The sequence below is a fragment of the Pseudohalioglobus lutimaris genome (genome assembly GCF_002866825.1).
Lineage (GTDB): Bacteria > Pseudomonadota > Gammaproteobacteria > Pseudomonadales > Halieaceae > Halioglobus > Halioglobus lutimaris.
The window spans coordinates 1-11,648 of record NZ_PKUS01000025.1; the positions used below are offsets into that span (position 1 = coordinate 1).

Consider the following 11,648-nt stretch of genomic DNA (forward strand, 5'->3'; position numbering starts at 1 on the left):
ACGCCGCAGGCGCCCGCAGGGTCACAACGGGCCCGGGCCCGGTGTGATCAATCTGGGTAGTCCCGGCCTGGGCTGTGTTGTGTCAGGAAATGGCCTGCTGGCTCGCTTGCCGGGGGGAGGATTGAAGTATCTCGATAAAATTCATGGACAGCGGATTGCCGTCGCTGTTGACGATAACGGGTGTTGATGCCGCTTTACTGTCCTGGCAAAGCGCCAGCTGAAAACCGAGATAGGTTCCCCACCACAGGCGCACCGTTGTGTTTGTTGTTGTGTCGATTTGAAAGGTGCCGTCAGCCGTCAGCGAGAGTCGGTTCAGGTCGCCGAATACGCTCCCCTGTTCGAACTTAACAAAAGCTTCCTTGCATACCCAGTGGCGGAGAAAAGCAGTCGCGTTATCCTTGTCACTCAGCCTGGTCACTTCCCTTGCTTCGCCTGGCGTGAAACTGTATTCGGCCAACTCAGCCCAGTCACGCGTCTGCTTCCCGGGCTCGCAGTCAACTCCGAGCGCGCCCGTACCCAGTGCCACAGCGACCAACCCCGGGCAATGGCTAATAGAAACTCCAATACCGTGGGATGAGTCAAGTAACTCGATTAGCTCCAGCCCGGGGAGAGACAATTGGTGTTCGGGAAGCTGTATGTTTCTGCTTGTCAGCGCGCGACGCAGCAGTTTTCTTCCCGTAGCTGAGAGCTGGCGTCGCGGAAGCTCGCAGGGTTGCAGCCAGAGCTCGGTTGGCCTCGATTCCATGACGCTATCTCCCTGCCCGGTTACAAATCTTTGTTCTGCTTCCTGTCCACATCGCGATCAAGCTTATATATACTGATAATGGCAGGCAAGGAGCGCTCTGGCTAAGTGAGCAATCAAGAAATATCAATTGGTGTCAGAGCTTATTGCAACTGGGAATCTGGAGATCCGGAATCTCTTTGCACCAGCTTTCAGCGGGGTGTCAAACGAGCCCAACGCCTTGCCAGGCCGGATTTGTCCGGCGTTCACCCTATGCAGCGGCGCAGGCTGAGCCCGCTGGCCCGGGTTGTCTTCTACACGCTATACCAGTGTGAACCACAGTCCGGTGTGCCCGTGGTCTTCAGTTCCACTATGGGGGAAATTCAGCGAACCCAGGGTATTCTCGAGGCTATTGCCGACGGTGATCCGGTTTCCCCCGCAGCATTCAGTCTGTCCGTGCACAATGCGGTTGTGGGGTTGTGGTCGCTGGTAAACGGTGTGACCTCCCCAATGATCTCCCTCGCACCGGTTGAGGGCAGTCCGGTGCCCGCTCTGCTGGAGGCCGCCGGTATGTTGGCTGAGGGCTGGGAAAGTATTCTGGTCGTTTTCTGTGAGGAGGCCTATCCCGAATTCTACAGGCCCTTTCTAAACAGCCCGGCCGGACCCACCTCTTTAGCCTTACAGCTGATTCCATCACATGCCCTTGCGCCAGGGGAGGGCTTCAGGCTGGCTCTGCAGCGCATCGGGCCGGGAGGCAGCGACGGTATGGCGGTGAACGGCAGCCAGGCGCTACAGCAGGTTTTACTCGATGGTGGCGGGCCACCGGTTCTGGTTGGGGAGCCGGGAACGGTCTGGCAACTGAGTATTGCGGGATGAGTGTGCGCCAGGACTGGTACCACTGGCGCCTGGTGGCCACTGCCCTGAGTTTTACATTCTTCGGGCTGGGCGGTCTCATACTTGGCTACGTCATATTTCCTCTCATTGCACTGTTCAGCGTTGATCCACAGGCAAGGACGCGACGTTGCCGGCTGCTGGTTCATTATTCATTCCGGCTTTTTATCGGTATTATGGCGTCGATGGGGGTGTTGACCTGGTCGGTTCATGGCAGGGCGGTTCTGGGTAAACCGGGTACTCTGGTGGTGGCGAACCACCCCAGCCTGATCGATATTGTTTTTCTGGTCTCGATGATTCCCAATGCTTGCTGCATCGTAAAATCTGAGCTCTACCGGAACTTTTTTACGCGAGGGCCGGTGTCCTGGGCGGGGTATATCGCCAATGACTCCCCCGAACAACTGATTGAGGACTGTGCCAGAGAGATGGCCCAGGGGGCGACACTGGTGGTATTCCCCGAGGGTACACGGTCAGTGGATGGTCAGCCGCTAAGGTTCAAGCGGGGCGCGGCTTACGTCTGGCTGCGAACGCGGTCTGAGCTGGTGCTGGCAAGCATTGTCGTGAGCCCCCCGACCCTCGCCAAGAACGACAAATGGTACCAGGTGCCAACTCGCCGGCCCTGTTTCAGTCTGGATGTCTGCCGGGCGGACGAGGCAGGGGTTGACCGCATTGGCGACGAAGGGCAGATTGACGCCCGCAGTCTTAACCGATTGTGGCAAGCGTATTTTGAGCAAGAGATAACCATATGAACGAGTTACAAGTGAAAATCATTCAGCTAATTATTGATTCGCTGGACCTTGAGGACGTTTCACCTGAGGACATAGGGGTTGAAGAACCCCTGTTCAACGAGGGATTGGGCCTGGATTCTATTGACGCTTTGGAACTGGGCATGGCTATTCAGCAGCAGTTCGGCGTCCGTATTGATGCAGAGGATGAGGCCACTCGGGAGCATTTTCGCAGTGTGGCCAGTCTCGCGGCTTTCGTTTCCGCTAATCAGCGAAGTGAGCAGGCGGGAAGCGCAGCATGAATAGCCGGGAGGAAATTCTGGAGGTCCTGCGCGAATTACTGGTGGATATGTTTGAAGTAGAGGCCGCTGAGATCAGGCCTGACGTACTATTGTACGAAGACCTTGATGTGGACAGTATTGACGCCGTAGATCTGGTCGTTGAGCTGCGTAAAATTACTGGCAAGCAGATCAATCCGGATGAATTCAAGGCTGTCCGCACCGTGGACGATGTGGTGAACGCCGTTTCGAGTATCGTCGGTATCGAATGAGAGCTGTGCTTTTAGGCATCAGCTGGTGCCTGATACTGGCCTATCCGTTTGTAGTGTATTACGGTTTGCGAACTCTGCCTGTGAATGCCCTGGGGCTCGCGCTGGTTGTGGTTGCCGGGGCGCGGCTGCTGGTGTTGCGCCAGTCTGACCGCACCGCCCTGGTGCAGGATGTCCTCGCCCTGGTCCTTCTGTGCACGGGGCTCTATGCTGCTTTCTCTAGTGATCCCCGCTGGTTCCCGTTCTACCCGGTGATGGTCAATTGCATTCTGCTCGCGGTGTTCTCACTTTCTTTGTTCGTTGGTCCGCCCACGGTCGAGCGTCTAGCCCGAATCAGCGAACCGGATCTGCCCGATTATGCCATCGCCTACACGCGGCGCGTGACCATGGTCTGGTGCCTGTTTTTTCTGCTGAACGGTTTGCTGGCACTGTATACGGCGGTGGCCGCCAGCCTTCAGGTGTGGGCTTGGTACAATGGCCTGGTGTCTTACCTGTTGATGGGGGTGCTGTTTGGAGGAGAGTGGCTTGTCCGACGGCGGGTGAGGAGATGGCACGATGCACACGCTGACTGAATTATGTGAAAACAGCTTTCCCGAGGGGCACGTGGTGGCCCTCTCCGGGGAGGAGGAGATGACCTGGGGTCGCTTTTTGGCGGACGTGAGCGTTACCGCAGGGAGCCTTGGCTGTGTATCCGGTGACCCGTGGGCACTATATGAAAGAGACAGCTATCGCTTTGCGGTGGGTCTGTTCGCCTTGTTGGGCCGGGGCTGCAAGGTTTATCTCCCCGGCGAAAACCATCCCGGCGTGGTTGCAGCCCTGGCCAGTGAGGGAGCGAGCCTGCTGGGGGAGTTCGCGGGGCAGAGCTGCCAGCAGGTGTGCACCGCAGGCGGTGACCAAAAGCCCTATCCCGGTCCCCTGACCCTCACTGGCAAAATTGTCGTCTATACGTCTGGTTCTACTGGTGAGCCGAAGGCTATCGAAAAGCCTTTGCAGCAGTTGGAGGCGGAAATATCGGTTTTAGAGCAGGTATGTGGCCCCTCACTTGGAAAAGAGTGTGCGGTACTGGGCACGGTGAGTCACCAGCATTTGTATGGCCTGTTGTTTTCTATCCTTTGGCCCATGTGTGCAGGTCGTCGTTTCTGGCGCCGCCCCTTTGTCGATCCTTTGCTGCTGGCCAGGCAGACCCTTGAACTCGGCGCTGTGGCGTGGGTGATGAGCCCGGCCCACTTGCAGCGTTTGAGCCAGGACATGCCCTGGCAGCAATTACGCCCCCTGGTTCGCAGCGTCTTTTCATCGGGGGGGCCGTTGCGCGCGGCCGCGGCTGCTGAAGTAGCAGGGGGCCTCGGTCACTACCCCTGTGAAGTGCTTGGTAGCTCTGAGACTGGTGGAATAGCCATCCGCAGGCAGGAGACGGAGGGGGAGCCATGGCAAGCGCTGCCAACCGTCGAAATCGCCGTGTCTGCTGAGGGCGCACTGCGCGTGCGATCTCCTTTCCTCGCGAATCATGACTGGTACCAGAGTGCGGACCAGGCGCAGCTTCTGGAGGACGGTCGGTTTCAGCTTGGTCCCCGGTTGGATCGCATTGTCAAGATTGAAGGCAAGCGAGTTTCGCTGCCGGAAATTGAATTGGCCTTGGCTGGCCACCGGTGGATACAGGAAGCGCATGCGCTGGCCCTGCAGAATCAGAGGCAGTACGTCGGTACGGTAATCGCTCTCACGGCTGATGGGAGCGACGCACTGCAGGCCCTGGGTCTGCGGGGTTTTAACCAAAGCCTGCGCGCGCATTTGTCGGGGCAACTGGTGACCGTGGCGATCCCCCGGCAGTGGCGCCTGGTGCCACGGCTGCCACGCAATGACCAGGGCAAGCTGGTGCGGGAAAAATTGAAAGCCCTGTTTGACCTTCCCCGACCACCGGATGTTCTCGCGGAAAAAGCGATTCCCGGCGGTGTTGAGCTGCGGGTATACGTTGACCATGGCAATCGTTACTTTGAGGGGCATTTTCCCGAAACGCCAGTGCTCCCGGGTGTCGTGCAAATCATGTGGGCGGAGCGCCTGGCCCGGGATTACCTGGCCCTCTCCGGCGAGTTCGAAGGCATGCGTGCAGTCAAATTCAAGCAGATTGTGCAGCCTGGTTGCGTGCTCACGGTGAGCTTGACACACGACACAGTCCGCGGAGAACTCGGCTTTACCTTCAGTTCGCCGCAGGCGGTGCACAGTCAGGGTCGAATGGTGTACAGGAGCTGTAATTGATCCGCCCCTGCCTGCTCATCCCCGTTTATAATCACCCGGCAACGATAGGGCCCCTGGTGGCGAGCCTGGACCCGTTGCGCTTGCCTGTTATTCTGGTCAACGATGGGTCGGATTCTGCTTGTACCCGTGTTCTCAGAGAGCTGCAGCAGCGTTTCAGGCAGGTGCAGCTGGTGGAGAGGGAGCGCAATGGTGGCAAGGGAGCTGCGGTAAAGTCGGGCTTGGCGGAAGCCTACAGGCTCGGATTCAGTCACGCGCTGCAGGTCGATGCGGATGGCCAGCATGAAACAGGTGACCTGCCCACACTGCTGGAGCTTGCCGAACAACACCCCCGGGCGGTGATAAGCGGTGCCCCGAATTTTAGCAATGCCCCCAGGCTACGTTACTACGGACGTTACCTGACCCACATTTGGGTCTGGATCAACACGCTGTCGCTGGACATCGTAGACTCTATGTGCGGCTTCAGGGCTTATCCACTGGAACAGACCCTCGCCGTTCTCAACCACGCTAACACCGGGGACAGGATGGACTTTGACCCCGAGATCCTGGTCCGGCTGCACTGGGCGGGGGTGGAAGTCATTCAGTTCCAGACCGCAGTGCATTATCCCGAAGACGGTATCTCGCATTTCCATGGGCTGAGAGACAATGCCCTTATCAGCTGGGCGCATACCCGCCTGTTTTTCGGCATGCTGTTGCGCCTGCCTTACCTGCTGCGACGTAAGTGGAAGTCTCGTGATGGGAACTGAGCGCTGGTCGGATGTTCGGGAGGTGGGATTTCTTCGGGGAATGCGCCTGTTGTTCTGGGTCTATAGAGTGGGTGGCTACCATGCCTTCAGGGCTGTGCTGCAACCGGTCCTGCTCTACTACTTCTTCACTCACAAATTGAGCAGGACGGCGTCACTGGATTACCTGCGGCGTTTGCGGCAATACTTTGGCAGCGATGCCATGCCGCCGGCGACCTGGTGGACTGCCTACAGGCACTTCAATGCGTTTGCAGGCAGCACACTGGACCGCCTTGGTGCATGGTCAAACTCGTCCATTCTGGACCGGATCAACTTTCCCGAGAGAGATCTTCTCCTCAAACAGTTGGACAGCGGCCAGGGCGCCGTATTGCTGGGCGCCCACCTGGGCAACATGGAGGTGCTCCGTGGGCTGTCGACACGCAACCGCAGGCTTACCCTGAATATTCTGGTACACACGCGCAATGCCGATATGTTCAATCGCCTGTTGCGGGATGTCGTCGGTGAGCGCGATGTGACCCTGATCGAGGTGACAGAGATGAGCCCGGCCACCGCCATACGCCTCAAGGGTTGTATCGACCGAGGGGAGTTTATCGCCATTCTGGCGGACCGAGTCCCCGTATCAAGTGAAAGTCGCACCCGGATGATCCCTTTTCTTGGTGCGCCCGCGCGATTCCCGGACGGCCCGTTCATCCTCGCCTCACTGCTCAAATGTCCGGTGTATACGCTTTTTTCTACCCGGCAAGGAAAGGGGTACGATATTCGCTGTCAGAAACTGGCGAATTCGGTAAAGTTGCCACGGCGAGGCCGGGAAGAGGCCATAACGGCCTATATGCAACGCTACGTTCAGGAACTCGAGATCAATGTGCAACGGGCTCCTTTGCAGTGGTTCAACTTTTATCCCTTTTGGGACCAAAAATGACTGATTTGGGTAGTATCAAGACAGTTCGCTTCGATGGCGCGCCACTCACCGCAACCGAGGTAGAGGCGCTCGCCAGGCGGGAGGCATTGGCAGTGCTTTCCGGCGAGATTGAATTTCGTCAACGTATCGATGCGGGTGCGGCCTTCCTCGAACAGGTATGGCGAGAGGACGGTGTTATTTATGGCGTCACCACCGGCTACGGTGACTCCTGTTCGGTGAACGTTCCCCAGGAACTGGTGCATAGTCTGCCGCGCCATCTCTATACCTTTCATGGCTGCGGTATGGGTGCACCCTTCTCGCTTGAGGAGACTCGCGCAATTCTTGCTGCCCGCCTGGCCAGTCTCTGCCAGGGCTATTCCGGCGTGCGTTACGTCCTGTTGGAGCGGATCTGCCTGTTGTTGCAGCGAGATCTGCTGCCGGTCATTCCCAGCGAGGGATCGGTCGGGGCCAGCGGGGACCTGACGCCTCTATCCTACCTGGCAGCAGTGATTGAGGGGCATCGGGAGCTCTGGTACAAGGGTGAACGACGGGCAGCCGCGGAAGTGTTCGAGCTGGAAGGTCTTGAGCCGCTCGTCCTGCAGCCCAAAGAGGCCCTGGCATTGATGAACGGTACCGCTGCCATGACCGGGCTTGCCTGTCTGGCGGTGTGCAGGGCGCGCTATCTCGCCCAGCTTGCGGCCCGCATCACCAGCCTCTGCTCGGTGGCGCTAGAGGGCAACCACTTCCATTTTGATCCTGTGCTTTTCTCCGTCAAGCCGCACCCCGGGCAGCAGGCCGTCGCCGGCTGGATTCATGATGACCTGAAAGAGGAAGAAGTACCGCGCAATAGTAGCCGCCTGCAGGATCGCTACTCCCTGCGCTGTGCACCCCACGTCATCGGGGTGTTACAGGATAGCCTGGGTTACGTGACTGACTTCGTGGAGAACGAACTCAACAGTGCTAACGACAACCCTATTATTGATGCTGAGGGCGCGCACATACTCCACGGTGGGCACTTTTACGGCGGTCATATTGCTCACGCCATGGATGGCCTGAAATCGGCGGTCGCTAACCTGGCTGACCTGGTGGACAGGCAGATCGCCCAGGCGGTGGACCCCAAGTTCAACCATGGCCTGCCTGCGAATCTCTCCGGTGCCACCGGGGCGGCTGCTTCGGTAAATCATGGTTTCAAGGCGGTGCAAATTGCGGTTTCCGCCTGGACTGCGGAGGCCTTGAAGGGAACCATGCCCGCCAGTGTTTTTTCCCGTTCCACCGAGTGCCACAACCAGGACAAGGTGAGTATGGGCACTATCGCAGCCCGTGATTGTCAGCGGGTGCTGGAACTGGTCGAACAGGTGCTGGCCGCCGGGATGCTGGTTGGATGGCAGGGGGTACAATTGCGGCTGAGAGACAGTGAACTGGCCGAACGGGACCTGCGACCGTCATTGCGCAAGTGCCTCGAGCAGACCGGCATGCGCTTTGAATTTCTTCAGGAGGACAGGCCTTTGGAGGCAGATTTGCACCGGGCAGTTGCCTGTATTCACGAGCGCTACTGGACCCTCTATGACTGAGTCCTTCGCTCGCGCCGAGGTGGAAATCGAAGTGCCTTTCCACGACATCGATGTCATGGGTATCGCCTGGCACGGTCACTACGCCAAGTACCTGGAACTGGCTCGCTGTGCCCTCCTGGATACCTTCGATTATGATGTGGAATCAATGCAGGAGTCCGGCTATGTTTGGCCTGTCATCGAAATGAAAATACGGTACGCGCAACCGCTGAGCTACCGCCAGAAAATTCGTGTAGAGGCGAAGCTGGTGGAGATCGAGAACCGGATGAAGATCGATTACCGGATATTTGACGTTGAGACGGGCAGGCGCTTGACCCGTGCCCATACAGTGCAGGTGGCACTGGATGCCGACAGTGGTGAAATGCTGTTCGCCAGTCCTCGGGCACTGCTGGAACGGTTTCAGTGAGAGGGCGTTTCCTGCTGGTCAGTTTTATTTTGCTCGCCACTGGCACGTTTTCAGTGCTGGGCGATGAGACGCCCGCGACCGATGTGTTGTCTGACGTGGTCAGCCAGTTGGCTATTCAACAGCGGATTCGAGGCTCCTTTACGCAGGAGAAGCACCTTCACTTCATGCAAAAGCCGTTCATCTCCCATGGTGATTTCAGCCTGGGGCGGGATGACGGACTGCGTTGGCAGGTGACGGAACCTTTGCCGTCGCTGATGACGGTGCAGGGGGCGGCGGTATCGCTTGACGGTAAACCTGTTAACGATCGCGGCGTGGGTCGCCTGATCGCGGGTATCATGCTGGGTTTTATGCAGGGGGACCTCTCTGGATTAGCTGCGGAGTTTGAGATATCGGGAGAAGCCAGCGCATCAGGCTGGTTTCTCACCCTGGTACCAAAGGGAGGGGGGTTGGCATCAGTCCTGTCTCGTATCGAACTCTCGGGGGATCAATACCTGCACAGCGTTGAAGTGATCGAACGAAACACGACTCGAACGCGGACTGTATTCAGCAAAGTGGTGAAATCAGGCAGTGAAGGGGCGGCCCCCAGTGCAGCCAGCCACTGACATCCGCCGAGGGCCTCTGCTATGGAGTCTGTTGGTCGCAGGGATGCTCGCGCTGGCCCTGTTGCGCTGGCCCCAACCTCCCTGGCTGAGCACCGATTTCCAGCATCTCCTTCCTGAAACGAACAAACAGTACTGGACCGGCCAGGCTAATAAAGCTGTAGCTGCCTCGCTGGAAAGCGAGGTTTTATTGCTGGTGCGCGGTCCCGAAAATGCCCCGGTCGGTCGCTTTCTGGCTGAAGCAGTGGTGCAACTGGAGGAGGCGGGGTTTGCAGAGGAGGGTTTTGAGCTGAGCGAGGCCCGGCGCTGGCAGGCACTGGCCCGTACCCTGCAACCCTTTAGCCGCGGTCTGTTGAGGCCGGGGGACTTTATCAGCCTCGATAATGATGCGCAGGGGTACCTGCGGGGGCTGCGGGCGTTGCTGTATTCTCCATTGGGCGGGCCTTTCCTGGCAGGACTTCAGGAGGACCCCCTGGGTCTGTTTCGGAACTACCTGCAGTCGGCCGCTCCGAATTCAGCAAGCGTAGATTCTGCGGTGGGGGTGACCGAAATACGGGTGATCCGGGTTCCCAGGGCGATGAGTGGCTTCAATCGGCTGGCAGGTTTATACCAGCAATATGGGTCTCTGCGAGAGAGGGCGCAGAACCAGGGGCTTGAGTTCCACGCAGTGGGTGCACCGCTCTACAGTGCCTACGGGGTTGAGAGCGGGCGCAGGGAAATGAGTACTATAGGTGGCGCCTCCCTGTTGCTTTTGGCAACGCTGCTGGTCTGGGTTCTCGGGTCCGTCCGAGGGCTGGGGTTGATGTTGCTCTCCGTGGGCGTTGGCGTGGCAGCAGGTTTGTCGGTGACAGTGCTGGTGTTGGGAGAAATTCATATTCTGACGCTGGTGTTTGGGGCCAGCCTGGTAGGTATCTCTGCAGATTATTCCTTTCATTACCTCGCGCACTCACGCCTGCCCGGCTGGACTCCTGCAGAGGGCTTGGTACCTGTATACAGGGGCCTATTGCTAGGCGTACTGTCCAGTGCCACAGCTTTTGCCGCCCTCACCCTGCTGCCGTTTCCGGGTGTTCGGCAGATTGGCCTGTTCATGGCCAGTGGCCTGTTCGGCAGCTTTCTCACCGTCTGCCTGCTGTACCCCTCACTGTACCGTGGTTCCGCGAGTGCGAGAGAGCTGCCCCGGTTTCTGCAAGGCCGGCCGTTAGCGTATGTCTGGTGGTTCGCGCCGGTGACTGTGGTGGTTCTCGCTATGCCCGGTCTGCTCTTATTGCACTCGCAGGATGATGTTCGAGATTTCTATGCCGTACCGGCGGAACTGCAGTATGACGAAGACCTGATCGGGAGATTGCGCGGCAACATTAACGGCAGTCAATACCTGCTGGTGCAGGCGGCGGATGAAAATGCGTTACTTACACTTGAAGAGCAGCTGCGCCGCGAACTGGACGTAACGCTTACCGGGATATCGCAATTGGTACCCAGTGTCGAAGCACAGTTGGCGAGCCTGTCATTGCAGCGGCGCTTGTCCCGGCAGGGTGTTACCGAGGCTTTTCTCGCTAGCCTGGGTTTTGATCAGAACTTCATTGATTCCTGGCAGGCTGCCCTCATGGCGCCGTACGAACCGCTTGCGCTGAAGGATCTTCAAGTGCTGGACCTTCCGTTGGGAACGGGGGGATTTCTTGGTTGCCGTGACGGCCAGTGTGCCAGTTGGATGCGTATGGATGGTGAGCCAGGCAGTGCTGATATTGAGCGCCTGGCGGCGCTTGCAGCTGCGGTGCGAGTAGTGGACCCTATTGAAGATATCAATCAACTCATGGGCGAGTATCGGCGGGGCATTCTGGCCAGTCTTTTACTCGGCAGCCTGGCGGTGATGATACTGTTGGTTCTCACCCTGGGGCCATTGCGGGCACTGCATATCCTGGCTCTGCCGGTGGCCGCCTGTCTGGGTAGCCTGGGAGCCATCGGGTACATTCAGGGGTATTACGGCATTATCAACATGCTTGCCCTTTTACTGGTCCTGGGTGTCGGGCTGGATTACGGGATATTTCGCGGGGTGACAGCGCCTGCGAAGCAGGGGGCGACGTCGCTGGCGATCAGCCTGTCGGCGGTTACCAGTATCCTGGTTTTTGGAATGCTGGCTTTGTCCGACACGCCGGTGATTGCTGAATTTGGCCTGACCATCGCCCTGGGCCTCACCCTTGCCTATATCCTTTCCTGGTTTAGCACTGGATGGGACGACAGCTAGTGCCGCGCGTTATCGGGTCAATTCTATTCGCGATGTGCCTGGCCGGGTGCGCAGCCCTGGGGGT

13 protein-coding genes are annotated in these 11,648 nt (G+C 58.4%); 12 read left to right on the plus strand and 1 reads right to left on the minus strand.

The window, feature by feature from the left end:
• Positions 1-82: 82 nt before the first annotated feature.
• The gene (locus C0039_RS15700) at positions 83-745 is read right to left on the minus strand and encodes a 4'-phosphopantetheinyl transferase family protein (RefSeq protein WP_101518625.1); all 663 of its coding nucleotides are present in this window, start codon (positions 743-745) and stop codon (positions 83-85) included.
• Positions 746-850: 105 nt separating this feature from the next.
• On the opposite strand from C0039_RS15700, the gene C0039_RS15705 reads away from it, so the two are divergent.
• From C0039_RS15705 to C0039_RS15760, 12 genes are read left to right on the plus strand one after another with little or no spacing between them, the layout of a single operon-like run.
• On the plus strand, positions 851-1,597 hold the full coding sequence (locus tag C0039_RS15705) for a beta-ketoacyl synthase chain length factor (protein ID WP_165787161.1): 747 nt from the start codon (positions 851-853) through the stop codon (positions 1,595-1,597).
• Positions 1,594-2,361, plus strand: a complete 768-nt coding sequence (locus C0039_RS15710) for a lysophospholipid acyltransferase family protein (protein WP_101518626.1) — start codon at positions 1,594-1,596, stop codon at positions 2,359-2,361. The genes C0039_RS15705 and C0039_RS15710 overlap by 4 nt, the downstream gene beginning before the upstream one ends.
• Positions 2,358-2,639 (plus strand): phosphopantetheine-binding protein, encoded by a 282-nt coding sequence (locus C0039_RS15715; RefSeq protein ID WP_101518627.1) that lies wholly within the window; start codon positions 2,358-2,360, stop codon positions 2,637-2,639. The genes C0039_RS15710 and C0039_RS15715 overlap by 4 nt, the downstream gene beginning before the upstream one ends.
• On the plus strand, positions 2,636-2,887 hold the full coding sequence (locus tag C0039_RS15720; protein WP_076000090.1) for an acyl carrier protein: 252 nt from the start codon (positions 2,636-2,638) through the stop codon (positions 2,885-2,887). Before C0039_RS15715 ends, C0039_RS15720 begins: the two co-directional genes overlap by 4 nt.
• Positions 2,884-3,456: a COG4648 family protein gene (locus C0039_RS15725; protein WP_101518666.1), complete on the plus strand. Its 573-nt coding sequence runs from the start codon at positions 2,884-2,886 to the stop codon at positions 3,454-3,456. The genes C0039_RS15720 and C0039_RS15725 overlap by 4 nt, the downstream gene beginning before the upstream one ends.
• Positions 3,440-5,134, plus strand: a complete 1,695-nt coding sequence (locus C0039_RS15730) for an ApeI family dehydratase (protein ID WP_101518628.1) — start codon at positions 3,440-3,442, stop codon at positions 5,132-5,134. Before C0039_RS15725 ends, C0039_RS15730 begins: the two co-directional genes overlap by 17 nt.
• Positions 5,131-5,877, plus strand: coding sequence for a glycosyltransferase family 2 protein (locus C0039_RS15735; RefSeq protein WP_101518629.1), 747 nt, complete (start codon positions 5,131-5,133; stop codon positions 5,875-5,877). Before C0039_RS15730 ends, C0039_RS15735 begins: the two co-directional genes overlap by 4 nt.
• Positions 5,867-6,793: an LpxL/LpxP family acyltransferase gene (locus tag C0039_RS15740; protein WP_076000092.1), complete on the plus strand. Its 927-nt coding sequence runs from the start codon at positions 5,867-5,869 to the stop codon at positions 6,791-6,793. Before C0039_RS15735 ends, C0039_RS15740 begins: the two co-directional genes overlap by 11 nt.
• Positions 6,790-8,343, plus strand: coding sequence for an HAL/PAL/TAL family ammonia-lyase (locus C0039_RS15745; protein WP_076000093.1), 1,554 nt, complete (start codon positions 6,790-6,792; stop codon positions 8,341-8,343). The genes C0039_RS15740 and C0039_RS15745 overlap by 4 nt, the downstream gene beginning before the upstream one ends.
• Positions 8,336-8,746: an acyl-CoA thioesterase gene (locus C0039_RS15750; RefSeq protein WP_076000094.1), complete on the plus strand. Its 411-nt coding sequence runs from the start codon at positions 8,336-8,338 to the stop codon at positions 8,744-8,746. The genes C0039_RS15745 and C0039_RS15750 overlap by 8 nt, the downstream gene beginning before the upstream one ends.
• Positions 8,743-9,348 carry a LolA family protein gene (locus C0039_RS15755; protein ID WP_101518630.1) on the plus strand — a complete coding sequence of 202 codons (606 nt, stop codon included), beginning with the start codon at positions 8,743-8,745 and terminating at the stop codon, positions 9,346-9,348. Before C0039_RS15750 ends, C0039_RS15755 begins: the two co-directional genes overlap by 4 nt.
• Positions 9,332-11,584, plus strand: a complete 2,253-nt coding sequence (locus tag C0039_RS15760; RefSeq protein ID WP_133126033.1) for an MMPL family transporter — start codon at positions 9,332-9,334, stop codon at positions 11,582-11,584. Before C0039_RS15755 ends, C0039_RS15760 begins: the two co-directional genes overlap by 17 nt.
• Positions 11,585-11,648: the final 64 nt, after the last annotated feature.